We start from the raw sequence: 24,724 nt of genomic DNA on the forward strand, positions 1-24,724 counted from the left end.
AGCCCGCTCCCACAGGGATTGCGTCCATTTGACCACTTGGGATATCCCCGGCCCGCATGTTCCAATAGCCATCCGGCAACACCCGACTGGAAACGGAACATGAAGAAACTCGCAGCACTGACCCTCGCCTCGGCGCTCACCGCGGGCCTGTTCAGCACACCCACCCTTGCTGCGGGCGATGTCCAGGCCGGGGAGAAAGTGTACAAGCGCCTCTGCAGCGGCTGCCATCAGATCGGTGAATCGGCTCGCGCCTTCTTTGGCCCGCAACTCAATGGCGTGATCGGTCGCCATTCCGCCGTCACCACGGACTACGTGTATTCCGACGCGATGAAATCCGCCAACCTGGTCTGGGACCGCGAAACCCTGATCGCCTACCTTGAGGCGCCGAAGAAAGTCGTGCCCGGCACCCGCATGATTTTCTGGGGGCTCAGCGATCCGGAAAAGATCGAAGACCTGTTGGCCTACCTGCAAACTTTCCCGGCGCAATGATCACGCCGCGGTCTGCTGCTCGGCCGCCAGGTTGTCGACCAGCCACTGGGTGAAGGCCCGGGCCATCGGGATGTTCTCGCTGTCACGGTGGGTCAGCAGCGCCCAGTTCGGGCCGCGGATGGTTTGCTCCACCATCGGTTGCAACAGCCCGGTGGCCCGTGCCTGCCGACTCAGCAACTGGCTCACCAGCGCAATGCCCAGGCCGGTACAGGCCGCGTCCAGCAGCAAACCCGGATCGGAAAAATTCAGCCCCTGATCCATCTGCCCCACATCTATGCCCGATTCCACCGCCCAGTGGCTCCAGTCCATTTCCCGCTCGCCATGCAAGGTGGTGCGCTGTTCCACGGGCACGGCCAACAGGCTCGGGTGACACGCCGGGTAGAGGCGGTCGGCGTGCAGCACCTTGAAACTGCATTCGGCCTGGGAACTGATGTCGTCGCGCACCGCTAGGTCGATGGTCTGGCTGGCCATGTCCGGCACTTCATCGGTGCTGAAAATCCACAGATCGACCTGCGGATGCTGTCGGCGGAAATCCCCCAACCGTGGCAACAACCAGTGCCGGGCAAACGCCGGGGTGGTGTTGAGTACCAGTTGATTGGGCTTCTGGTATTGCCCCAAGCGGCGAATGCCCACCGCCAGTTGCTGCAACAACGCCTGGGTGGTGCTCAGCAGATCGTGCCCGGCATCGGTCAGGCTGACGCTGCGCCCGCTGCGATGGAACAACGGTTGTTCCAGGTAGGCCTCAAGGCTGCGGATCTGCTGGCTGATCGCCGATTGGGTGAGGTGCAACTCGTCGGCAGCCTTGTGAAAACTGCCCAGCCGGGCGGCGGCTTCGAAGCCGCGCAGGGTGCTCAGGGGCGGCCAGTGTTTGAGCATATCGATAAGCTCCTCTAATCAGTTGTCTGCAAAATCCATCGTTTGTTTGCCCGTTTTTCCAGCCGTAGCATGCATGCCAAGACCGCCAAGGCCGTTTTCATTGAACACAATGACTTAACTCAGAGGTGCTTGTCATGCAGCAGAACGTAATTCAAAACAGCGGTTGGACGATGCCGGCCGAGTGGGTCACTCACGCCGCCACCTGGATGGTCTGGCCGCACAACAAGACCCTGTGGGAGTCAGGCTGGCGGGTGACACTGCCACAGGTTCAAGAAGATTTCGCCCGGGTGGCCAACGCCATCGCCCGCTTCGAACCGGTGAAACTGGTGGTCGATCCTTCAGCTATCGCCAGTGCCAAAGCCTTGTGCGGACCGAACATCGAGTTGATCGAACTGGCGGTCAACGACAGCTGGTGCCGCGACTCCGGCCCGAGCTTCGTCTGCCACCCGCAGCAAGGCCTGGCCGGTGTGAGCTGGCGCTTCAATGCGTGGGGCGGCAAGTCGGCTCACGATCTGGACGAAAGCCTGGCCCGCCGTGCGCTCAATCATTTGGGACTGGAGTGCTTCGGCACGGCGTTGAGCAACGAGGGTGGCGCGATTCATGTGGACGGCGAGGGCACGCTGATCACCACCGAATCGGTGTTGCTCAACCCCAATCGCAACCCGGGCGTGAGCAAGGCCGAGATCGAAGAGATCTTCACCCGCCTGCTGGGCGTGAAGAAAACCATCTGGTTGCCGGGCGATCCGGACTACGTGACCGGCGACATGACCGACGGCCACGTCGATGGCGTGTGCGCCTTTGCCCGTCCCGGCGTGTTGCTGGTGGACGCCACCCACGACAAGCAATCGGTGTACGCCGAAGTGGCCCGGGAGAACCGCCGCGCCCTTGAACTGGCCACCGACGCCCAAGGCCGCCAGTTCGAACTGATCGAACTGTTCGAAGCCACCGATGCGGTGGACACCGAGGCCGAAGTGTTCTGCGCCTCCTACACCAATTTCTATATCGCCAACGGCGCGATCATCATGCCGGCCTACGGCATCGATGCCGACAAGGTCGCTGCCGAAGTGCTGGCGCAGGCGTTCCCCGGTCGTGAAGTGGTGCCGGTGCGGATCAACCATCTGGCCCATGGCGGTGGCGGTGTGCATTGCATCACCCAGCAACAGCCGGCCTGGCCGGTGCGGGGTTGATGCCATGACACTGCTGGCCATCGCCACCACCCAGATGCCCTGCACCTGGGACCTGAAACACAACCTCGACCAGGCCGAGCAACTGGTCCGCGAAGCGGCGGCCAAGGGCGCGCAGGTCATCCTGTTGCAGGAGCTGTTCGCCACCCCGTATTTCTGCATCGAGCAACACCACAAACACCTGGCACTGGCCGAGGAGTATCGCGAAAGCCACGTGCTCCTGCGCTTCGCCGCATTGGCGAAAGAGTTGGGCGTGGTGCTGCCGCTGAGCTGGTATGAGAAGGCCGGCAACGCCTACTTCAACTCACTGAGCGTGGCCGACGCCGACGGGCGCCTGTTGGGTGTGTACCGCAAGACCCACATCCCCAACGCCATCGGCTATCAGGAGAAAGAATACTTCAGCCCCGGCGACAGCGGTTTCCGGGTCTGGGACACCGCGTTCGGGCGCATCGGCCTGGGCATCTGCTGGGATCAGTGGTTCCCCGAAACCGCCCGCTGCCTGGCGTTGATGGGGGCCGAAGTGCTGCTGTTCCCGACGGCCATCGGCTCCGAACCGGGTTGTGCCACTCTCGATTCCCGGGATCACTGGCAGATGACCATGCGCGGCCACGCCGCCGCCAACCTGTTGCCGGTGGTGGCGGCCAACCGGGTCGGCCGGGAAGCGGCGACCACCGACCCGACTCTGCAAATGAGCTTCTATGGCTCGTCGTTCATCTGCAACCACAAGGGCAAGTTGCTCGCCGAAGCCGACCGTGACAGCACCGGCGTGCTGGTCCACAGCCTGGACCTGGCGGCCATGCGCGAGGACCGCCTGACCTGGGGTATCTACCGCGATCGCCGTCCGGAAATGTACGGCGCCTTGTTGACCCAGGACGGTCGTCAGATCCACTCACGCTGGGCAACCCAAGGGGTGTGACATGAACACGATCAACAAGCTGTGCCTGGCCATGGGGCTGACGCTGAGCTGTGCGGTGCCTGCGTTGCACGCCGAGGAGAAAACCCTGCGGCTGTACAACTGGGCCGACTATTTCGCCGAGAACACCTTGAGCAAGTTCACCGCCGAAACCGGGATCAAAGTGATCTACGACGTGATGGACGGCAGTGAAACCCTGGAAGCGAAAATGCTCGCTGGCGGCAGCGGCTACGACCTGATCTTCCCCGGTGACACCGTGGCCGAACGCCTGATGCGCGCCGGCAGTTTGCAGCCCTTGGATCAGTCAAAACTTACTGCTCTGAACGACGTCGAGCCGGGGTTGCAGAAATTGCGCTCGCACTATGAGCAGTCGCGCCAGGCCACGGTCCCGTACACCTGGGGCACCATCGGCCTGACCTACAACGCCGGGCAGATCGCCCAGCGTGCGCCGGATGCGCCGGTCGACAGCCTGGACATGCTGTTCAAACCGGAACTGGCGGCGAAATTCGCCGACTGCGGCATCTCGATGATCGACTCGCCGGACGAAGTGCTGGCCGTGGTGCTCAATTACCTGGGCCGCGACCCGCGGAGCGCCAAACCGGCGGACCTGGCGGCGGCCAGTGACTTGCTGATGAAACTGCGGCCGTACATTCGCAAATTCCAGTCGCAACCGGTGACCGACCTGGTCAACGGCAACCTGTGCATATCCCTCGGCTACAGCGGCGACATGACCCAGGCGCAACGCACGTCTGACAGTGCCGGCAAGAAAACCGCCTTCCACTACCGCATCCCCCGCGAAGGCACCACGGTGTGGATGGACACCATGGCCATTCCCGTCGACGCCCGGCATCCGGAGTACGCCTACGCGTTCATCAACTTCGTGATGCGCCCGCAGAACATGGCAGCCATCAGCAACTTCACCGGCTACCCGACCTCCAACGCCAAGGCACGCCCGGATGTCGATGCCGCGATGCGCAACAACCCGGACATCTACCTTGATGATGCCACCTACGCGCGGCTGATTCCCGGCAAGGACATTCCCCAGGCCGACATGCGGGCACGCATGCGCACCTGGACCAAGTTCAAGACCGCTACAGTCAAATGATCACCGGCCGGCCCGAGGGCCGGCCAAACCTCGATTTCAGGAAAACACATGCCGACACGTCGAACATTCATCAAGCAGGTATCGGTCGCAGCCGCAATGGGCACGGTGGCGTCCATGGGATTGGGCCTTGGGTCCATGCCCGCGCGAGCGGCCGGCAAAGGCAATTGGTACATGCCCGATGAAGGGGACAAACACCAGCGGGCCTTCATCGCCTTCGGGGCACAGGCCGCGATCTGGGAGGACTTCACGCCCCACGTGCAAGACGCCCTTGGCCGGATCGCCCGCAGCATTGCCCAATACGAACCGGTCACCGTGTTCTGTCGCCAGAGCGAACGGCGCCTGGCCGAAGCCAAATGCGGCAGCCACAACACCACCTTCGTGATCACCGAACTGGACGACATCTGGATGCGCGACATCGGCGCCAATTTTGTCGTCGATGGCAACGGCGACCTCGGCGCCGTGGACTTCAACTTCAACGGCTGGGGCAACAAACAGCAGCACGCAGACGATGCGCAACTGGCTACCCTGGTCGCCGAAAACGCCAAGGCGGATTACCAACAAAGCGAACTGGTGGGCGAGGGCGGTGGCATAGAAGTGGATGGCCACGGCACCGGGATCATGACCGAAAGCAGCTGGATCAACCGCAACCGCAATCCCGACTGGAGCAAGGCCGAGGTCGAAGAGGAATTGAAACAACGGCTGGGCCTGCGAAAAATCATCTGGCTACCGGGCATCAAGGGCAAGGACATCACCGACGCCCACGTCGATTTCTATGCGCGCTTCGTCAAGCCCGGTGTGGTCATCGCCAACCTCGACAACGACCCCGAGTCCTACGACTACAAGGTCACTCGCGCCCATCTGCAGATCCTGGAAAACGCCACGGATGCCGATGGCCGCAAGTTGCAGGTGCATACCGTGTCGCCGCCGCTCAACCCGCGCAACAGCCGGTTCAGCAAGGACAACCCGGACTTCGCCGCGGGCTACATCAACTACTTCGTGATCAATGGCGCGATCATCGCTCCGCAATTCGGCGACGAGGAAGCCGATGCCAACGCCTTCGACCTGCTGTCCGAACTCTACCCGCAGCGCAAGGTGGTGCAACTCGACATCGACGCGATCTCCGCGGGCGGTGGCGGCATTCACTGCGTGACCAGTCACCAGCCGATGGTGTGATGACTTCCGGTTTTACACAAAACCTGTAGGAGCGAGCTTGCTCGCGATGGACTCAAGAGCGCCGCGTTTAGCCAGCAAGCACGCGTTTTCGTTGACGACCATCGCGAGCAGGCTCGCTCCTACAGGGGGGGCGGGATCAGGACATCAGGCCTTGCTGGCCTTCAGGTAAGCCCCCAACCGTCGCCCCATTTCCTCACCCAGCGCCTGCAAGCCACTGAGCGGCCGCACCATCACTTCAAATTCGACAATCTTGCCCTGTTCGTTGAAGCGGATCATGTCGATGCCCTTCAGTTCTTTCTCGCCGACCCTGGCGCTGAATTCGAGAATCACGTTCAAGCCATCCGCCGTCGCCAGCTCACGGTGATAGGCAAAATCCTCGAACACGTCCATGACCGTATTGAGGATCATCGACACCACCGGCGCTCCCGGATACGGCGTGTGCGCCATCGGCGAACGGAACACCGCCTGCGGATCGAGCATTTCGGGCAAACCGCTCAAGTCGCGGTTGTCGAGCATCGCGTGCCACTGCTTCAGGGACGCTGCGACATTGGGGTTCAGTTTCAGCTCAGACATCTTCAACTCCTGTTTTTATTGTTGTGGTGCGAAAGCGTTGGTCGATCACCCTGGCGGCATCGTCGGCCCATTGCCGATAAAGCATCGGCCCCGGATGAAAACCATCGCTGGCCATCAGGCCCGGTTCGGGCGCCAGCGGGGTGGTCAGCATCGTACATTGATCCAGGCGTGCGGCCAGATCCGCAAGATGTGCATTGAACCGGCGCGCCCTGAAACCCAGAAACCAGCGCAGCGGCTGGGGCAGCGCGGGGAACAAATGCATCGGCGGAAGCGGCGACACCACGATCTGCCTCACCGTGTATTTATCGCAGAGCAGCGCCATCAAGCGCCGTTGCCGAGCGAGCCACTGGTCCAGGGTGAGAGAGCTGGTGACATCGTTGACGCCAATCGACAACAGCGCCACATCGAACGGCTCGGGGGCGTGCTGTTCGAGCAGCTCCAGCAACCCTTGTGAATCCAGGCCCGAGTGCGCCCAGAGTTTCCACGACAACTGGTAATCATCGGCCAGGCGCGCGACCAGCCGACCACTGAGGGCTTCACCTTGAGTCGCCGCACCCACCCCCGCTGCGGCGCTGTCGCCGACAATCAACAAGCGCAGCACGGCACCGCTGCCTGCCTGGCCCTGGCGGTCACCTTCGGCCTCCGGCAACTTGGGCGTCACCCGCCGCGTATACAGGCCCTGTACCAGCAATAACGGGCCGAGCAGGATTTTGGCGAGGGTTTCAGTGTGGCTCATTTGACGTTATCGCCCTGCAATACACAGCTCCCCGGTCGCACGAATCATCGCCTGGCCATGCAAATAATCCTTGATCAGCGCGGAACGTTCGGTAGCCAGCCATTGCGGGCAGTTCGGGTCGTTGCGGTAGGGCAGGAACGCGGCGTACTGCGTGAGCAGCAGGTTTTGCAGGTTGTCGAGCTTGGGCCGGATGTCGTTGCCCAGGTCTGGCCGTGGCGTGTCCGGTGCCTTGTGCGCCGCTTGCCATTGTGCGAGCCGGCCGTATTGCACCAGTTTGCTGGCTTCAATCTGGGCGGCGATCAGGTCGGCGACATCGTCGGGGTCAAGCTGGCGCTCGGACGCCTGCTTCCTGGCGTTGGCGATGACTTGCGCTTCCCGGGTGTTGTCCTGGACCGGTTTGCCGCTGTCCCACTTGGTCAGCGCCACCAGTTCGCTGATGTTCAACCGCTCATTCATCGTCGCCAGCAAGGGCTGCAAGGCATCTGGCGCCGGGGGTGTCGTGCCGGCTTGGGCGCTGCCAGCGAGCAAGCCGAGCAGGGCGCAGGCCAGCCAGTGCGGCAGGCGCAGGGAACGGGGCATGGGCAGAACCTCCTTGGACGCGAAAATCACTCCGGCTTGTGTATCACAAGTGCGGCCAGGGAACGACAGGTTGCGAAAGATTCAGGCCAGCAGCCGTTCAATCTGCGCCAGCTCCCAGGTGCTGAGCAAACTCACCGGGTCGGTGCCGAAGCGCTGCCCGTTGTCGAACACATATTCTCGGCCATCGGGGCTTTGGCCGTGCAGGCAGTGGCGCAGGTGACCGGCGTCGACGTCGAGCGTCAGGCGCCAGCCGTCGATGTCGACCTGTACATGGTCAGGCTCGCAGGCGTCGTCGACTCGCTTGAAGGTGCAAATGCCTTGAGCGGCATCGCGCAACGGCTGGTAAACCTCGCGGGCGGTGAGGGCGGGCACAGGTGTCTCCGGGGCGGAATCGGGGAGGCACAGGATAGATCATCAGCCTGCAAAAAAACCGGAAACGCCAAACAACCTTGTGGGAGCGAGCTTGCTCGCGATTAGGCCGGCACATCCAACATCAATGGCGCCTGACACGCCGCCATCGCGAGCAAGCTCGCTCCCACAGGTTAATCAGCACTCGCCTATTTCCTGTCCAACGCCGCCTCCGCCGCGGCAATTTCAGCCTGGCGCTTGACGATCATGTCGCCCACCGGTGGCCCCTGGAAGCGCCGGGCTTCAAAACCGAACCAGACGATGGCCGTCAGGATCAGGAAACCGATGGTGATGTACAGCGCCCAATCGTTCGGTGGCTGGATGCCGATGACGAAAATGATGATCATCGCCAGGATCGAGAGGATGGCGAACACCGAGTACCAGAAACGCCCCATGTTCCACGGCCCCATGGTCGGCCACTTCGACGTCCCAAAGGTAAACAGGCCGAGCGCGATGGGAATGGCGAAGGAGAAGAACAGGAAGATCACCGTGCAGGACACCACGATGGTATAGACCGGCGTTGTCCCGATCGAGATCACCGACGATCCCCAGACGAACAACACCGCTAGGGTGGCGCCGGTCCAGATGGCCGCTACCGGGCTGCGATGGGTCGATGAGACCGAGGACAGCGCTTTTGAGCAGGGCAGGCCACCGTCCCGGGAGAACGCGAAGATCATCCGTGAAACCGAGGTGACGGTGGCCAGCCCGCAGAGCACCTGCGAAATGAAGATCGCCACGAAAAGCACCAGTTTCAGTGTCGGGTCGACCTGGGTGTTCATGGCCCAGAAAAACACGTTCCAGCCTTGCTTGGCCGCCTCGTCCATGTTCGGCAGCATCAGCACGAACGCGCTGAGCATCAGCCAGCCGAACAGCAACGACCAGACCACCGACATGACCATGCCGCGCGGCACCGACATGGCCGCGTTGCGGGTTTCCTCGGAGGTATGCGCAGAGGCGTCATAGCCGGTGATGGTGTAGATCGGCAACAGCAGCCCGAGCATGAACACCCAGCCGTTGGTGACCTGCGGCCAGACGCTGCCACCCGCTTCGCCGGAATAGTTGCCGAAGGTCCACAGCCGTGCGAATTCATAGCTGGGTGCCGATATCAGGCAGACGATGGTCAGGGCCAGCGCCGTGGCGAAGATCAGGTAACCTGAGAAGTCAGTGAGCTTGGCGGTCAGGCCGATCCCCAAGTGGTTGCACAAGGCCTGCAGGCCGGTGAGGATCGCCAGGAAAATCACCCTGACCGTGGTCGTGTCTTCCATGCCCAGTGCCGGCCCGAAGGCACCGAAAAAGAAGTAATAGGTACCGACGTTGATCGCGCCCAGCACCGTGACCAGCCCCAGCAGGTTGAACCACGCGGTCAGCCAGCCGGTGAAGCGGTTACCGAGGATCGAGCCCCAGTGGTACAGGCCGCCAGCGGTGGGGTAGGCCGAAGAAATCTGCGCCATGGCCATGGCGAATACCCCGGAGATCAGGCAACCGATTGGCCAGCCGATCCCGATGGATGCCCCGCCCGCGCCCGAGGTGCCCTGGGCCAGGGAGTTGATGCCACCGGAAAGGATGCAGATGATCGAAAAGGAAATGGCGAAGTTGGAGAAAACCCCCATTCGTCGTGAGAGTTGCTGGGCATAGCCCATGCTGTGCAGCACCTTGACGTCATCGTCGTGCGTTTCGGTGCCCGGCTGGCTTGCTGGGTTCATGATGTGTGCCCCTTTTCAGGTTTTGGACAGGCCGAACTGAGCCGCCGTAGGCTCGACCTTGGTTTTCTGTAGGAGCGAGCTTGCTCGCGATGAACGTCAACGATGACGCGGGGAGCCTGACCCCTCGCGTCATCCTCAAGTCCATCGCGAGCAGGCTCGCTCCTACAGACGGCCGTGAAGTGCCGCGTCGAAAATCTTTGCCACGCCGTCCCGGGTCAATGGCAGCGGGTTGCCGCCAGCGGAAGGGTCGACAATCGCCATGTCGGCGATCAGGTCGGCCTGCCGGTCATCCACGCCCAGTTCAACCAGGGTATGGGGCACGCCGATGTCCTTGCGCAGCTTGAGGACGAAGGCCAGGAAACTGTCGAACCCCGGGGAGGGCAGGCGCAGGTACGCCGCCAGGCGGGTGATGCGCTCCTCGATGGCCGAGCGATTGAAGTGCAGGACATAGGGCATGAAGGTGGCATTGGTCATGCCGTGATGGGTGTCGTACAGCGCACCCACCGGATGGGAGAGCGCATGCATCCCGCCCAGGCCTTTCTGGAATGCCGTGGCGCCCATGGCCGCCGCCGCGAGCATTTGTGCGCGGGCCTCAAGGTCCGACGGCGTGTGTACCGCCTTCACCAGTGAGTTGGCCACCAGGCGCATGCCCTCCACGGCAATGCCATCGGCCAGGGGGTGAAAGCCGGGGGCGCAGTACGCTTCCAGGCAATGGGACAGCGCGTCCATGCCGGTGCCTGCGGTGATTTTGGCGGGCATGCCGACGGTGAGGGCCGGATCGCTGATCACCACGCGGGGCATCATTTTCGGGTGGAAGATGATGCGTTTGGTGTGGGTGCGCTCGTCGATGATCACCGCCGCACGGCCGACTTCGGAACCGGTTCCCGCCGTGGTCGGCACGGCAATGACCGGGGCGATGCGGCTGTCGTCGGCGCGGGTCCAGTAGTCGCCGATGTCTTCGAAGTCCCAGACCGGACGGGTCTGGCCGCTCATGAAGGCAATGAGCTTGCCCATGTCCAGGCCACTGCCGCCGCCGAACGCGATCACACCATCGTGCTGGCCGGCACGCCAGGCATCGAGCCCGCCGGCCAGGTTGGCTTCCACCGGGTTGGGCTTGAGGTCACAAAACAGCGCCACGCCAAGACCGGCGGCGCGCAATGCGTCCAGTGCCGCCGTAGTGATCGGTGCGCGCGCCAGGCCGCTGTCGGTCACGAGCAAAGGTCGCTGGATACCCTGGCTGCGACAGACCTCGGCCAGTTCGGCGATGCGCCCGACACCGAAACGAACGCTTGTGGGGTAGCTCCAGTTTCCTGTCAGGTTCATGGTCTACACCTCGTGACGCAGATGAAAGGATTTGGCCCGGGTCAGGTGCTCGTAGCCCAGTGGCGACAGGGTGACGCCGCGACCGCTGTTCTTCACGCCGGTCCAGGCCAATGCCGGGTCCAGGTAGTCGCAGCGGTTCATGAACACCGTGCCAGTGGCGATCTCGTTGCCCAGGCGTTCGGCCGCTGCGAGGTCCCGGGTCCAGATGGAAGCGCTGAGCCCGAACTCACTGTCATTCATCAAGGCGATGGCTTCTTCATCGCTGGCCACCGGCATGATGCCGACCACCGGGCCAAAGCTTTCGTCGCGCATGACAGACATTTGATGGTTCACGTCCACCAGCACTTGCGGTGCCAGGTAGGCGCTGCCCGGCACGTCGGCGGGAAAGGACTTCGGATCGATCAGCGCTTTGGCGCCCTGGGCCAGCGCATCGGCAATCTGGCCGCGAACGAAGAATGCGGCGCCCGGTGTCACCAGCGGACCGAGGGTGGTGGCTTCATCCAGTGGGTTGCCCAGCACGTACTGGCGGGTCAGTTCGGCGAAGCGCTCGACAAACACCGGGTAGATTTTCTGGTCGACGTAGATGCGTTCCACGGCGCAGCAACTCTGCCCGGAATTGAAGAAACTGCCGTCCACCAGATTTTCCACCGCCTGTTCAAGGTTCGCGTCTGCCCGGACATAGGCCGGGTCTTTTCCGCCGAGCTCCAGGCCCATACCGAGAAATTGTCCGCTGGCGACGCTTTCCATGACTTTTCCAGCCTCCACGGAACCGGTGAAGTTCACTTGCTGCACGCGCCCGCAAGCAATGATCGCCCCGGTCGACACATGGTCGAGCAGCAGATTCTGGAACAACCCCTCGGGCAGTTTTGCGCGACGCATGGCCTCGGCGAAGCGCTCGCCCACCAGCAGCGTTTGCGACGCATGCTTGAGGATCACGCTGTTGCCGGCCATCAGCGCCGGGATAATCGTGTTCACCGCCGTCAGATAGGGGTAATTCCACGGAGCGACCACCAGCACCGTGCCCAGCGGCTCGCGTTTGATATAGCGGCGAAATCCCGCGACAGGCTCGGGCTCTACCCGGTCAAGGACTTGCGGTGCGATAGCGATCATGTGCCGGGCGCGTTCGGCGAAACCGCGCAGTTCGCCGGCGCCATAACGCACCGGGCGGCCCATTTGCCAGGCCAGCTCCGGCACGATGTCGGCCTGCATCGACAGCATTGCGTCCACCGCGGCAGTGCAAAACGCCGCGCGTTCGCTCAGTGAGCGGCGTTGCCATGCCGCCTGTGCGCTGGCAGCGGCCGTCAGCGCCTGCTCGATCTGCGCCGCATCGGCCACCGCGCGTTCGGCGTACACCCGGCCATCGACCGGGGAGATCAATTGAACCTTCGCAGTCATGATGTTCTCAATAGCGCTCGAAGCCGCGCTGCAATTCCCAGTCGGTGATTCGCCGGTCGTACTCTTTCTGCTCCCACTCGGCGGTGTGCACGTAATGGTCGACCACCTCGTCGCCGAACGCCTTGCGCAACATGCCGGAGGCCTTGAGTGCGGCGCTCGCTTCGCGCAGGGTCTTGGACACTTCCGGCAAATGCTCGTCCAGGTAGGCGTCACCTTCGAACGGCGGTGCGAGGTCGAGCTTCTCGTCGATACCGGCCAGGCCCGCCGCGATCAATGCGGCGAAGGCCAGATAGGGGTTGAGGTCGGCGCCACCGATGCGGCATTCGATGCGGATGGCCTTGCTGCCTTCGGCGCACAGGCGAAAGCCGGCGGTGCGATTGTCGCGGCTCCAGACCGCCCGCGTCGGCGCAAAAGTGCCAGCCTGGAAGCGCTTGTAGGAGTTGATGTAGGGCGCGAGAAAACAGGTGATGTCGTTGGCATACTTGAGCTGGCCGGCGACCCAGGAGCGCATCAGTTTCGACATGCCGAACTCGGCTTTCGCGTCGAAGAACAGCGACTTCTTGGCGTTCTTGTCCCACAACGAATTATGGATGTGACTGCTGGAGCCGGCAGCGTCGTAGCGCCACTTGGCCATGAAGGTGATCGCCTTGCCCTGCAATTGCGCGATCTCTTTGCAGGCGTGCTTGATGATGACGTGGTGGTCGGCCATGGTCAGGGCATCGGCGTAGCGAATGTTGATCTCTTCCTGCCCCGGGCCCCATTCCCCCTTGGAGTTTTCCACGGGAATGCCCGAGGCCTGCAAGTGCTTGCGAATCGCCCGCAGCACCGGCTCTTCGCGGGTGGTCTGGAGGATGTTGTAGTCCTCGATGTAATGGCCGGCGGTTTTCGGTTTGTGATAGTTGCGCTTGTGGATCGCCTCGTAACTCTCATCGAACAGATAGAACTCGAGCTCCGAGGCAAACATGCCGGTGTAGCCACGCTCGCGCAGGCGCTCGACCTGTTTTTTCAGAATGGCCCTTGGGCTGTGGGGCAGGTCCTGGCGATGGTGATGATCGAGCACGTCGCACAGCACCAGCGCCGTGCACTCAAGCCAGGGCACGCGCCGCAGGGTGGACATGTCGGGCTTGAGCACGAAATCGCCGTAACCCTTGCTCCAACTGGCCGCGGCGTAACCCGGCACCGGCTCCATGTCGATGTCATCGGCCAGCAGATAGTTGCAGCAGTGGGTTTCTTCGTGGCCGCTGTCGATGAAAAACTCGACCTGGAACCGCTTGCCGACCAGGCGTCCCTGCATGTCGACCATGCAGACCAGTACGGTATCGATTTCGCCGGCAGCCGCGGCGCGCTTGAGTGCATCAAAGCTGAGGAGGGGCTCTGTCATCACGGCAATCCTGCGTGAAAGGTTTGGGCCAGTCTGGAATAGCTGTTGCAGACGCTCTCCAGAAAAACCCAAAACCTGCAGAACCGAGCATCATGAGCAACGAGTTGATCAAAGCTTAGCCTACGTTGTAGGAGCGAGCTTGCTCGCGATGAACTTGAAGACACCGCGTTTAATCAGAAAACCCGCGTCATCGTTGACGACCATCGCGAGCAAGCTCGCTCCTACAGGGTGGGCGTCTTCACTCCGGTAGCCCGGCCAGCCGCAGTCCATCGACGAAACGGGCGAAATCCTCAGGCCGTTGAATGGGCAGCCAGTCCTTGAGGGTGCACAGACGCAAAGAGGGATCCAGCTTTTGCAGACGCTGCATCGCCAGATTCGCTTTTTCCATTCGACCGCCGAGCGCATCACTGGCCGCCACCAGCGCCGCCGCGACCAGCAGACTGGGCAGGTTACCCAGGGCCTTTTCCGCCCACTGCGCAGCGGCATCGAAGTGCCCGGCGAAGAAATGCGCGAGCGCCATCCCCACCTGCATCCTGAACATTTCCGGATCCAGCGGACTCAAGCGAACGGCATGGTTCAAATGCTCGATGGCGGCGTCTGTTTCACCGTGCAGTGCCCGCAGGATACCGCCCAGAAACCAGGCGGGGGCGAGGTTGGGATTGAGCAGGCGCGCCCTGTCGAGCAGCGCAATGCCGCCGTCGACTTCGCCGGCGAGATGAGCAAGCGCATGTCCGCCCCGGGTCAACGCGACGGCATCGTCGCGGCCGAGGGTCACCGCCAGACGCGCCAGGCGTATGCCCTCGGCGATTTCTGCGGGTCGATCGCTCATCCAGCCATTGAGCTTGCGCCAGAAGTGGCACCAGGCGGCCATGCCATAGGCCGAAGCGAATTCCGCATCGAGTTCGATGGCCTGGTAGAACATCGGCAGCGCCTGCTCGATGGCTTCCCGGCTGCCGCTGTGCAGTTTTGCCATGGCCCGCAGGTAATAGTCGTAGGCGTCCAGGCTTTCCGTCGGCTTGCGCTTGGCGCGTTCGATTTCTGCCCGCTCCAGTTGCGGCGCGATGGCACCGACGACGCTTTCGGTGATTTGGTCCTGCAGCTCGAAGAGGTCGTCGAGCAGGCCTTCGAAGCGCTCCGCCCAGATATGCGTCCCGCTTGTCGCGTCGATCAGTTGCCCGGTAATGCGCAGCCGGTTCCCGCACTTGCGCACGCTGCCTTCGAGCACATAGCGCACGCCCAGTTCCTGGCCGACGCCCTGGGCGTCCACGACCTGGCCCTTGTAGGTGAAGCTCGAATTGCGCGCAATGACGAACAGCCAGCGGATACGCGACAGGGCGGCGATGATGTCCTCCACGACGCCATCGGCGAAATACTCCTGCTCCGGATCGCCGCTCAGGTTCTGGAAGGGCAGGACGGTAATCGAGGGTTTGTCCGGCAGGACGAGCGTAGGGGAGGGGATTTGTTTCGGGGCAGCGCTTGCGCGTTCGTCGATGTCAGACTGTGGTGTTTGCCCGCTCAAGTCGTCGTTGATCCGACCAACGAAGCGGTAGCCCTTGCGGGGGACGGTGCGCACCAGGCGCTGCTCCTCACCGGTATCACCAACGGCCTTGCGCACCGCATTGATGTGGCTGGTGATCGTCGATTCCGAAACGATCCGGTCGCCCCACACCGCCTTGAGCAACTCGTCCTTGCTGACGACGCGGTCGGGATTGTTGACGAACAGCAGCAACAGATCGAAAACCTGCGGTCCGACGGCCACGATTTGCCCGCGCAGGGTCAGCTCCCGGCGCTCCTGATCGAGTACGTAGTCTTCAAACGTGAATGGCAAATTGAGCATCCCCTGGCGAAGCGCCCTCAACTCCGTGTCCCAGGCGGCTGGCGGTTGGTAACTGAGGCAGATGATACGGCAGCTCGACACCCGCTGCACCGTCTGCGGCAAGGGCGGCTGGACGAACGTCAATAGCTTTGGACATAAATCCAAGCACTCGCCAAGGCAAACCCAAGCCCGGCGCAAGGACTTGCCTGGTGCGCGCAGGCACTCTTTCTACACCGACGCAATGGTTGCAGTCGACAAGTGGAGAAAAGTCATGAAGATCGTCGTCATCGGAGGCTCCGGCCTCATCGGATCGAAACTTGTGAACACCCTGCGCGAGCGCGGCCATGATGCGCTCGCCGCCAGCCCCAGCACGGGCGTGAACAGCATCACCCGCGAAGGCCTGGCCGAAGCGATGGATGGTGCTGATGTGGTGGTCGACGTGGCGAACGCGCCGTCGTGGGAAGACCAGGCCGTTCTCGATTTCTTTGAAACGTCGAGCCGTAACCTGCTGGCCGCCGAAGCCGCTGCCGGGGTTCGTCATCACGTAGCCCTGTCGATTGTCGGCAGCGAACGGCTTCCCGATACCGGCTATTTCCGGGCCAAGGTCGCGCAGGAAGCCCTTATCAAGGCATCCGGCGTTCCTTACACCATTCTACGTGCCACGCAGTTCTCCGAGTTTGCCGGCGGCATTGTCCAGTCGTTCGCCGTTGGCGAGGAAATTCATGCTTCGCCGGCGCTGATCCAGCCGATAGCGTCCGACGACGTGGTAGCGGCGCTGGCCGATGTCGTGCTGGCAGCACCGGTCAATGGCACCGTTGAAGTCGGCGGCCCGGAAACCATGCCGATCGACGAACTGGCCAGGCGTTATCTGCGGGCGACCCAGGACAACCGCAAGGTCGTGCCGGATGTACATGCCCGTTACTTCGGCGCCGTGCTCGACGATCAATCGCTGGTCACCGGCAAGAACGCACGCCTGGGGGCGATCCGCTTCGACGACTGGCTGGCCCGGTCGATGGCGCAGTAACGGATCGCACCCGCACATTTCCCTACGAATCCAGGAGAAATCCCATGGTTACCCGATTGCTAATGGCCGCTGTCTTCGCGGCGCTCTCGATCAGCGCCGCATCAGCCGCCGAGCCGCCCCCCGGCAAGGTGACGGTGGTGTTCGACCGTCCCATTCCCAACATCCCTGGCAAGAGCATGAGGGGCGTGGTCGTCGAGTATGGGCCGGGTGCCGCATCGCCGGCCCACACCCATCCGAAAACGGCCTTCATCTATGCAACGGTGCTGGAAGGTTCGTTTCGCATCCAGGTCAAAGGCGAGCCGGAAAAGATCTACAACGTCGGCGAAAACTTCGTAGAGGAACCGGGCTCCGTGCACCTGGTCAGCGCCAACGCCAGTGACACCCAACCTGCACGCCTGTTGGCGGTGTTCGTCCTCGACACCGAGGAAAAGGTACTCGTGACACCGATCAAACAGTGAGCCGATCACGCGCTCATGAAGGCTCGACCGCCGGGCGGCAGACCCTGTCGCCCAGTGGCTGAGTCAGTTCTTGGCACTGAACAGGAAATGAAAAAATGAACTCGCTCCTGGACAAGGCCGCCATTGCCACCAGCGCAAGTAGCGGCACGCCTGTGGTCGTGGTGCGGCGAAGCAAGCGCAAGACCATCGGCCTGTTGCTGTGCGTCGCGGCTGTAATGGTCGTGGCGGTTTGGGGAGCCATGGCGTTTTCAAGTGGCGTGACCTCGACCGACAACGCGTATGTCCGCGGGGACGTCACCTCACTGGCCGCCAAGGTCGCCGGCTATGTCACGGCGGTCGAGGTCCGGGACAACCAGGCCGTGCGTGCCGGTGATGTGCTGTTTCGAATCGATGACCGCGACTACCGTGCCAAACTTGCGCAAGCCGAGGCCAATGTCAGCGCCGCCCAGGCGCGCCTGACCCATGTCGACGCACAGATCCAGCTCCAGCATGCGCTGATCAGGCAGGCCGAAGCGCAAAGGCGCTCAGCCTCCGCCGACATGAGCCTGGCGGCCAAGACCCACGACCGCAGCCGCAAACTGATCGTCAGCAATGCGGTCAGCCAGGCCCTGGTCGATGAAACCGGTACCGCGCAATCCAGAGCCGCGGCCTCGGTTTCGGCCGCTTCGGCAACGGTCGAGGCGCAACAGCAGCGCATCACGGTGTTTGTAGCCGAGCGCGAGGCTGCCGTGGCCGCTGTGAGCCAGGCAGAGGCCGCACGTGATCTCGCCCGGATCGATCTCGAGCACACCGTGGTACACGCACCTGTGGATGGCGTGGTCGGTAACCGTCAGGTTCGCCTCGGTCGTTTCGTCACACCGGGCGTTTCCCTGCTCGATATCGTGCCGGTCAATGATGTATGGGTCGTGGCGAACTTCAAGGAAACCCAACTGGAACATATTCGCCCCGGTCAGCCGGTGCGCGTCACGGTCGATGGCTACCCCGATGCGGCACTCGATGGCGTGGTCGACAGCTTTGCACCAGGCAGTGGCTCGGCGTTCAGCCTGCTGCCGCCCGACAACGCCACCGGGAACTTTGTGCGTGTCGTGCAGCGCGTTCCGGTGAAGATCCGCCTGGCTGAAAACCCCCTGCCGGGGCGCATCGTGCCGGGCCTGTCCGCGCGGGTGGAAGTTGCACAAGGGGCCGGCTCATGAGCCGCGTTGCCTGCGCCACGCCGAGCAGCGCCAGGACAATGAACGGCGTCCTGCTCATGGTGGGCATCGTGCTGGCGACGTTGACGGAAGCGATCGCCAGCACCGTGTTGGCCCTCGGCCGCGGCGACATCATTGGCGACACCTATGCCACGCCTGACGAGTTCGCCTGGCTGGATGTCGGCTACATCGCGCTCAAGCTGATCGGGTTCATGATCGCCCCTTGGCTGATGCAGCGATTTTCTGCGCGCAACGTGATCATCGGCGCCACCCTGGTCATGGGCCTGGCGTGCTGCGTGGCTGCCGTTACCGCCTGGCTGGAACTGCTGATCGCATTACGCATCCTGCAAGGCTTCGCGGGAGGTGCTTTGCTGGTGGCGGGCCAGGCGATCATCTTTCGCGGCTATCGGCGCGCGCTTCAGCCGATCCTGCAAGCCCTGTTCGCCATGGCGGCGGTGGTCGCGTCGGCGACCCTCGCGCCGGCCCTGCAAGGGTGGTTGATCGACAGCCAGTCCTGGACCTGGATTTTCTTCAGCGTAGTGCCGTTGGCCCTGGCGGCGATCGGCTTCTTGCTCATCGCCGACCACCCCATGCCCGCCAGGGGCCGGCAACCTTCGTTTGACTGGCTCGGGTTCTCGCTGCTCTCTGCGGCCCTGTTCTGTTTCACCTACGTGCTCAGCCAGGGCAGTCGCTGGGACTGGTTCGAGGAACCGCGCATACTGGTGCTGACGGTGATCGGTGCCGCCGCGCTGCTGGCCTTTCTCGGTCAACAGGTGTTGGCCAGCGGCCAGGGGCTGCTCGATTTCAGCCTGTTCAAAACAAGCGATTTCACCTTTGCCTTTATCGTCAGTTTCGTCGCCGGTGCCGCCCTGTTCGGCAGCGCCTACCTGATCCCGGCGTTCGCCCTGTCGGTACTCGCGTTCACGCCGACCGATGCCGGCCTGCTCCTGTTGCCCAGTGGCGGTTTTTTTGTCGGTTCGCTGCTCATCGCCGCCTATCTGTTCAGCGTGCGTCGCGTGCCGCCGGTGGCGACCGTGCCGTTGGGTATCCTGCTGATCATGGGGGCGATGTGGATGCTGTCCGGCTCCAACAGCGAAAGCGGCACCGACGACATGATGGCGGCCATCCTGTTGCGCGGCCTGGGCCTTGGCTTCCTGTTTCTGTCGATCACGCTGATCGCTTTCAGCCACCTCAACAGCCGCAACCTGGCCAGCGGCATTGGCCTGTTCAACACAGGGCGCCAGTTGGGAGGCTTGATGGGCGTCGCCGGGCTGCAGACCTTGATCGACCATCAGGTTGTCAGCAATGGCGTGGTCCTCGGCGCCAACGTCACCCCAGGGGGACACGCGGTCATCGAACGGCTGATGACCACAACCGCGATGCTGACAGGGAAGGGCATGGATCAGGTGGCCGCTGGCCGGGCAGCCACGAGCTTGCTGGGCAAGGCGGTATCAGGTCAGGCCACGGTGATTGCTTTCGATACGGCGTTCTTCGCCGTGGCCCTGCTGTTCGTCTTTGCTGCGCCCATACTGGTGGGCATCAAGATTGGCCTCTCGCGATCCGCGAAAGTGCATGACCTACAAACGAATTGATAACCCGCACGAAAAAGCCCGGCTGTTGAAGCCTGATGCTGTTCAGTTAAATGAGAACGATCCCCTGCAGGAGCGAGCTTGCTCGCGATGGTCGTTAACGATGCCGCGTGTTTACAGGCTAAACGCGGCGTTCTTGATTCCATCGCGAGCAAGCTCGCTCCTACAGTGAGTGGATCATTCTCGCTTGATTGAGCAGCATCAGGCTGTTGAGGCCGGGCTTTTCGTTGAGTCTTGCGGTAAAGCACTGCATTCAGACAGCGCGGCTTTCGATCAGACGGTCGGAACCGCCTTCGGCAACACGTTTTTCCAGCAGGCGATCCGAACCACCTTCAGCCACGCGGTTTTCGATCAGGCGATCGGAGCCACCCTCGGCCACCCGGCTTTCAATCAGACGATCCGAGCCGCCTTCAGCGACCACAGGATGAGCAGGGTTTGCGGCGAAAGCGTTAACTGCGAAAACCGAGAAAGCGATGCTGAGGAGGGTTTGGCGTTTCATGGTGGTGTGCTCCGGAGGTGCTTATGGGTTGGTATGGAGCAGATGTTACGCCGGGGATTTTTTAAGAGAACTTCATTGAAATGATGGTGACTATCGATGCGCTCAATGGATCGCAGATCCCTGTGGGAGCGAGCTTGCTCGCGATGGCAATTTCACGTTCAACATATGTGTCGATTGACACACAGCAATCGCGAGCAAGCTCGCTCCCACAGGTATTCATGTGCCTGACAACGGGGCTCAAGCCTCACTGATCTGACTGACACTGGTGATCTGCCCATTCCAGACCATCTCGTAATGCGCCGTCTGCACAATCGACGAAACCGGCCTCGGCGTCATCAACGCCCAGCAATGACTGCCCGGCATCCGCACCGAGTGATAACGCAAACCGGGGCAACCGGCATCGCGCACCGCCTGCCCCAACACACGGGAGTGGCTGTAGTCGTCCGGCGCATACACCGGATCGCTCATCGGCAGGGCCGTGGCGTCCTTCATCCCGCCATCGCCAAATGCACAGGCCAATCCACGAAACACAAAGCGCTCATAGTTCAGGCTCGGAACCCTCGACCAATACAGCGCCTGGTGATGTCGCACCTCGGCCAGCGCCGCGTCCATCGACTCCGCCAAGTACAACACCCCAAAACGGCCATCGCTGAAACGCGAGCCCGCCGGGTTGACGTGGGTAAACGGCGCAATGGCATAGGAGCAACCCGGAATGCCGAACGGGATCTCGCTGCGCGCAATCAACTCCAGCTGACCCACCTCATTCTTCAACCGCGGATTGGTCAGAGCCTGAATCTCGAACAACACCTCGAACTCAGCCGCATCCGCCACATCATCAAACAACGCAATGGGCGGAAACTTCGAATTGACCAGGCGATAAGCCTGCAACGACTGACCGGCAAACACCGCCAGCTCACTCGCCATCACCATTGCGCACCCCGCAGCATGTCGATGCGGCGGAAGGTTTCGTACAGCGAAATCATGTCGCCCTGGGCCATGATCTCCAGCGGCGAACGCCCGTTGAAAAACTCGTTGTCATTGGCCATCGAGGCAAAGCCGTACACGTTATCCGGGTTGTCGAACACCAGCCGCAACGTCGCGTGAATGTTCAACACAAAACTGATGCGCTGCATCTGGTCCGCATCCAGCGCCACCGCCCAGTCCGGGTCTCGCTGCCGGGCGCGGGTGTAGGTGCTGCGGGAAATACGCAGGATGCGACAGGCCTGATCGCTGTTGGCCTTCCACTTTTCCAGAATGCTCACGGCGGCACGCAGGCCGGTGACGCATTGGTTTTTGCTGAAGGATTGGGGTTGCAGGGGGACGGCCATGATCAATACCTATCTTGAGTCCATAGATTCAAAGATAGGTTTGTTGAGTCTGAAGAGCAAATCGGTTCGACCAACGGAAAACTTCTCCCGTCGAGCATCACTGATGAAACGTCCGCCCCAACGCATCCAGCCGGGTCGCAATGGGCGGCAAGCGCCGACTGCTCAGCGCCAGTGTCTCCACATCATCCGCCGTGTTTTGCGCAATGCTCTGCACCGACTGCAAGCGCCCGACAATCTCGAAACTTGCCGAGGACTGTTCGCGGGTCGTCGTGACGATCCGCCCATTGAGCTCATCGATCTGCGAGATGTCGCTGCCGACGGCCTGCAACATCGCTGCCGCCACTTGACTGTCCTCGACGCAGCGCACTACACCTTCGCGGCTGTCCTGCATGGCCTCCACGGCTTTGCGGCTGCCTTGCTGCAAGGCCTCGATGATGGTGCGGATTTCCTTGGTGGACACCGCCGTGCGTTGCGCCAGGCTGCGCACCTCATCGGCCACCACCGCAAAGCCCCGGCCTTGCTCGCCGGCGCGCGCCGCTTCAATCGCGGCGTTGAGCGCCAGCAAGTTGGTCTGCTCGGCAATGCTGCTGATCACCTCCAGCACCGTACCGATCTGCTGCGCCTGCCCGGCCAGTACCTGCACGGTCTGGTTGGTGCCTTCCAGGCGTGAGGCCAGTTGAGTGATTTCCTGCCGCGCACGGTTCACGCTTTCCTGGCCGCGAGTGACTTGCGCGCTGGCCTGGCCGGCATGGACAACGGCATGCTCGACATGCACCACGATGTGCTCCATCGCATCGCCCATGCGCTGCATCGACCCGGTCATCTGCGCGATTTCCGTCAACTGATGCTTGGCGCCTTTCTCCAGCGTGTTGCTGGCCTTGGCCAACTCCTGGCCCAACTGACCCAAACCCTGAGAGTCACGCACCACGCCGTCCACCAAGGCGGTGATCTGCGTCAAAAACTGATCGAAGCGCTGGGCCAGCGACACATGCACCCGAGCCTTGTCACCCTGGCCGGCACCGACAGTGAACTGGGACGTGGTCGCCAGCATCTTGTCCAGCATGTCCTGGCTCTCCACCGCATCGGCCTGGCTGTGCACCGCCAGATAGAGCAGCGCGACCGTTTCCATCACCACATAAAAAGCGTGAACGAACACCATTGTCCAGCCACCGTGATGGGCCATCACAAACACCGGAAAACCCTGATGCTGCAGCGCATGAAACACCACGTGATGCAGCGCAATCGTCACCGCCGCCACCAGAATCGGCAGCCAGTCCCGATAAAACGTCAACACTGCCAACAACGCAAAAATCCCGAAGTGCGACTCAATGACCCCCTCGGCCTGATTGATATGCAACGCCGCCATCACCATCAAACCCAGGCCCAGCAGACAACGCATCAACCGCGTTCCGCCGATGGCTCGATACAACAACGTCAACAACACACTGGTGCCGCCGCCCACCAGCAGCGCCTGCTTGAAGGTGTCGTGCCAGAACGCCAGGCCGATAGCGAACGCGAACATCAGCCAGATCAGACCCAGCATGATGCGGTCGGCTTTGCGGTAGTGGTCGAGGAAACGAGGGGGGAAGGGCATGTACGCTTACTCCATGTAAATGAGCCAGAAAAAGCAGGGTTTATGGCAACACGGGACATCGCGAAAGCTTGGGTGCGTTAAGGAAGCAGACGTTTTCAGAGTCAGGGATGCGAATCAGTTGGCAGCATGGTCGAGGTGTATTTGAGAAACCGTGGAGAGCGTAGCCCTTGGCCATCATTCTGGGCAGCTACGACGTCGCTCGTGGAAAACAATGTCCGATATAGAGGCAAGTAATGCCGAAGTGACGGGGGAGTGCGACAGACTCCGTTGCAAAGCCTGTCGTACACCCGAGGCAATTACGACTTCTTCGGCGGATAGTTACCGCGCAAGCCACCAGACTTGTTGCCGGTTTTGCCCGGCAGGTTCGGCACCAACGGACGGGATCTGGGTTGGGGGTTGGAGCGGCTTTGGGGTTGAGGTTGTTTGCTCATGTTCGCCTCCTGATTTTTCAGGGATTCGCGAAGTGGTTTACTCATGAAGTTTAGCTAATCGACTGTCGGTCGCTTCGTTTAGCACTTCCGCATATTTATGGCCGTAGAAATGCGTAGCCCGCCCCCGACCGCGACCCGCGCTACTCTGCTGCCGTTCGGCATCGGTGCCGCCCTGGCACTGATAATCTTTGCCGCCGCCGCCATAGTCGTCTGACTGCTCTAGTCTCTTGTCTTCAGCCCTGATGGCTGGGGCGTCTTGTTGATTCATGCGAATTGAATCGAGCAGACGAAAAAAAGCCCGCGATGGGGAGAGCGGGCTGGAAATCACAAAGGAGCTGGATCCACCGTATGCCAATGGATGTGAAAATACTGTGATGGATGGCTGATTACTTGCTCGCGTTCGATTTGACGTAGCTGTGTGCCCTGCGAAGTCATACCGGTTGCATCACCTTTCGATGCACCCACTGAGCCTCGCTTTGCAGTTCCAGAACTTGCCAATGGAGGCGTTCCAGCGAGGCATTGTGGCCGACGCTGATCAGGATCGTCTCCGGCAGCGTTTGTTTGAGTAACTGATAGCAGCGCGCCTCGTTCGCCGCATCCAGCGCCGAACTGCTCTCATCGAGGAACAGCACCGCGGGGCGGGCCAACAGGGCGCGGACGAAGGCACAGCGTTGCTGTTCGCCAACGCTCAGGATTTGCGACCAGTCCAGTTCGTCATCCAGTTGCTCGCTCAAGTGTTGCATTGCCGTAGCCGGACGGTGCGCTGATCAGCAGGCTGTCACCGGGCTCAAGTGAAAGGTTGAAGCTATTGAGCAAGCGCCGACCGTTCGGCAACCAGATGTCCAGATCCTTGCGAATGCCAGTCAGTTAAGCGTTTAAGCACCGCAAACCTTGTGGGAGCGAGCTTGCTCGCGATGACGGTTGGACAGTCACACAAGGGGTGACTGACGGTCCGCT

The 24,724-nt window shown here is 61.9% G+C and carries 23 protein-coding genes and 2 pseudogenes; 9 read left to right on the top strand and 16 right to left on the bottom strand.

The features are described 5' to 3' along the window. Window positions 1–99 precede the first annotated feature (99 nt). Complete coding sequence (locus AC1RP7_RS13270; protein ID WP_057714215.1) at window positions 100–489, top strand: c-type cytochrome; 390 nt, start codon at window positions 100–102, stop codon at window positions 487–489. Here AC1RP7_RS13270 and AC1RP7_RS13275 read toward each other — a convergent pair whose 3' ends face one another. After that, window positions 490–1,365 carry a LysR substrate-binding domain-containing protein gene (locus AC1RP7_RS13275; RefSeq protein ID WP_223503333.1) on the bottom strand — a complete coding sequence of 292 codons (876 nt, stop codon included), beginning with the start codon at window positions 1,363–1,365 and terminating at the stop codon, window positions 490–492. A gap of 134 nt (window positions 1,366–1,499) precedes the next feature. Between AC1RP7_RS13275 and AC1RP7_RS13280 the strand changes: the two genes are divergently transcribed. From AC1RP7_RS13280 to AC1RP7_RS13295, 4 genes are read left to right on the top strand one after another with little or no spacing between them, the layout of a single operon-like run. Then, on the top strand, window positions 1,500–2,552 hold the full coding sequence (locus tag AC1RP7_RS13280; protein ID WP_057714217.1) for an agmatine deiminase family protein: 1,053 nt from the start codon (window positions 1,500–1,502) through the stop codon (window positions 2,550–2,552). Window positions 2,553–2,556: 4 nt separating this feature from the next. Continuing rightward, window positions 2,557–3,465, top strand: a complete 909-nt coding sequence (gene aguB, locus AC1RP7_RS13285; protein WP_493180782.1) for an N-carbamoylputrescine amidase — start codon at window positions 2,557–2,559, stop codon at window positions 3,463–3,465. A 1-nt stretch (window position 3,466) separates the two neighbouring features. Next, the gene (locus AC1RP7_RS13290; protein WP_493180783.1) at window positions 3,467–4,567 is read left to right on the top strand and encodes an extracellular solute-binding protein; all 1,101 of its coding nucleotides are present in this window, start codon (window positions 3,467–3,469) and stop codon (window positions 4,565–4,567) included. A 48-nt stretch (window positions 4,568–4,615) separates the two neighbouring features. Then, window positions 4,616–5,740, top strand: coding sequence for an agmatine deiminase family protein (locus tag AC1RP7_RS13295; protein ID WP_493180784.1), 1,125 nt, complete (start codon window positions 4,616–4,618; stop codon window positions 5,738–5,740). A 144-nt stretch (window positions 5,741–5,884) separates the two neighbouring features. On the opposite strand, the gene AC1RP7_RS13300 is transcribed toward AC1RP7_RS13295, so the two are convergent. The 9 genes from AC1RP7_RS13300 to AC1RP7_RS13340 form a co-directional block, all read right to left on the bottom strand. Next, complete coding sequence (locus AC1RP7_RS13300) at window positions 5,885–6,313, bottom strand: nuclear transport factor 2 family protein (protein WP_154947871.1); 429 nt, start codon at window positions 6,311–6,313, stop codon at window positions 5,885–5,887. Continuing rightward, complete coding sequence (locus AC1RP7_RS13305; protein ID WP_493180785.1) at window positions 6,306–7,049, bottom strand: SGNH/GDSL hydrolase family protein; 744 nt, start codon at window positions 7,047–7,049, stop codon at window positions 6,306–6,308. Before AC1RP7_RS13305 ends, AC1RP7_RS13300 begins: the two co-directional genes overlap by 8 nt. A gap of 6 nt (window positions 7,050–7,055) precedes the next feature. Beyond that, window positions 7,056–7,628 (bottom strand): chorismate mutase, encoded by a 573-nt coding sequence (locus AC1RP7_RS13310; RefSeq protein ID WP_493180786.1) that lies wholly within the window; start codon window positions 7,626–7,628, stop codon window positions 7,056–7,058. Between the two features lie 81 nt (window positions 7,629–7,709). Further along, the gene (locus AC1RP7_RS13315) at window positions 7,710–8,000 is read right to left on the bottom strand and encodes a DUF7693 family protein (RefSeq protein WP_057714224.1); all 291 of its coding nucleotides are present in this window, start codon (window positions 7,998–8,000) and stop codon (window positions 7,710–7,712) included. 185 nt (window positions 8,001–8,185) lie between these two features. Then, complete coding sequence (locus AC1RP7_RS13320) at window positions 8,186–9,739, bottom strand: amino acid permease (protein ID WP_493180787.1); 1,554 nt, start codon at window positions 9,737–9,739, stop codon at window positions 8,186–8,188. A 162-nt stretch (window positions 9,740–9,901) separates the two neighbouring features. Further along, window positions 9,902–11,062, bottom strand: a complete 1,161-nt coding sequence (locus AC1RP7_RS13325) for an iron-containing alcohol dehydrogenase (RefSeq protein WP_057714226.1) — start codon at window positions 11,060–11,062, stop codon at window positions 9,902–9,904. A 3-nt stretch (window positions 11,063–11,065) separates the two neighbouring features. Beyond that, entirely contained in the window at window positions 11,066–12,457 is a 1,392-nt protein-coding gene (locus tag AC1RP7_RS13330) for an aldehyde dehydrogenase family protein (protein WP_218496282.1), read from the bottom strand. A 7-nt stretch (window positions 12,458–12,464) separates the two neighbouring features. Beyond that, complete coding sequence (locus AC1RP7_RS13335; RefSeq protein WP_429521585.1) at window positions 12,465–13,838, bottom strand: glutamine synthetase family protein; 1,374 nt, start codon at window positions 13,836–13,838, stop codon at window positions 12,465–12,467. A gap of 238 nt (window positions 13,839–14,076) precedes the next feature. After that, entirely contained in the window at window positions 14,077–15,666 is a 1,590-nt protein-coding gene (locus AC1RP7_RS13340) for a winged helix-turn-helix domain-containing tetratricopeptide repeat protein (protein ID WP_493180788.1), read from the bottom strand. A gap of 259 nt (window positions 15,667–15,925) precedes the next feature. Here AC1RP7_RS13340 and AC1RP7_RS13345 point away from each other — a divergent pair, with 259 nt between their 5' ends. The 4 genes from AC1RP7_RS13345 to AC1RP7_RS13360 all read left to right on the top strand — a co-directional run bounded on the left by AC1RP7_RS13345 (window position 15,926) and on the right by AC1RP7_RS13360 (window position 19,918). Next, entirely contained in the window at window positions 15,926–16,678 is a 753-nt protein-coding gene (locus tag AC1RP7_RS13345) for an SDR family oxidoreductase (RefSeq protein ID WP_057714229.1), read from the top strand. A 44-nt stretch (window positions 16,679–16,722) separates the two neighbouring features. Further along, window positions 16,723–17,136, top strand: a complete 414-nt coding sequence (locus tag AC1RP7_RS13350) for a cupin domain-containing protein (protein ID WP_150814785.1) — start codon at window positions 16,723–16,725, stop codon at window positions 17,134–17,136. Window positions 17,137–17,231: 95 nt separating this feature from the next. After that, on the top strand, window positions 17,232–18,329 hold the full coding sequence (locus AC1RP7_RS13355) for an HlyD family secretion protein (protein ID WP_493180789.1): 1,098 nt from the start codon (window positions 17,232–17,234) through the stop codon (window positions 18,327–18,329). Continuing rightward, window positions 18,326–19,918 (top strand): DHA2 family efflux MFS transporter permease subunit, encoded by a 1,593-nt coding sequence (locus AC1RP7_RS13360; protein ID WP_493180790.1) that lies wholly within the window; start codon window positions 18,326–18,328, stop codon window positions 19,916–19,918. Before AC1RP7_RS13355 ends, AC1RP7_RS13360 begins: the two co-directional genes overlap by 4 nt. Window positions 19,919–20,177: 259 nt before the next feature. On the opposite strand, the pseudogene AC1RP7_RS13365 reads toward AC1RP7_RS13360, so the two are convergent. From AC1RP7_RS13365 to AC1RP7_RS13390, 6 genes and pseudogenes are all read right to left on the bottom strand, one after another. Next, a pseudogene (locus tag AC1RP7_RS13365) lies at window positions 20,178–20,414 on the bottom strand (hypothetical protein); the annotation flags it as partial. A 237-nt stretch (window positions 20,415–20,651) separates the two neighbouring features. Beyond that, on the bottom strand, window positions 20,652–21,344 hold the full coding sequence (locus tag AC1RP7_RS13370; RefSeq protein ID WP_340313933.1) for an RES family NAD+ phosphorylase: 693 nt from the start codon (window positions 21,342–21,344) through the stop codon (window positions 20,652–20,654). After that, complete coding sequence (locus AC1RP7_RS13375) at window positions 21,338–21,742, bottom strand: antitoxin Xre-like helix-turn-helix domain-containing protein (protein ID WP_090456513.1); 405 nt, start codon at window positions 21,740–21,742, stop codon at window positions 21,338–21,340. Before AC1RP7_RS13375 ends, AC1RP7_RS13370 begins: the two co-directional genes overlap by 7 nt. A 97-nt stretch (window positions 21,743–21,839) precedes the next feature. Continuing rightward, complete coding sequence (locus AC1RP7_RS13380; protein WP_218496296.1) at window positions 21,840–23,336, bottom strand: methyl-accepting chemotaxis protein; 1,497 nt, start codon at window positions 23,334–23,336, stop codon at window positions 21,840–21,842. A 296-nt stretch (window positions 23,337–23,632) separates the two neighbouring features. Next, window positions 23,633–23,767: a hypothetical protein gene (locus AC1RP7_RS13385; RefSeq protein ID WP_349735644.1), complete on the bottom strand. Its 135-nt coding sequence runs from the start codon at window positions 23,765–23,767 to the stop codon at window positions 23,633–23,635. Window positions 23,768–24,198: 431 nt separating this feature from the next. Further along, window positions 24,199–24,619: pseudogene (locus AC1RP7_RS13390) on the bottom strand (ABC transporter ATP-binding protein/permease); the annotation flags it as partial. Window positions 24,620–24,724 lie beyond the last annotated feature (105 nt).

The organism is Pseudomonas sp. GW822-FHT01E03 (genome assembly GCF_058802985.1).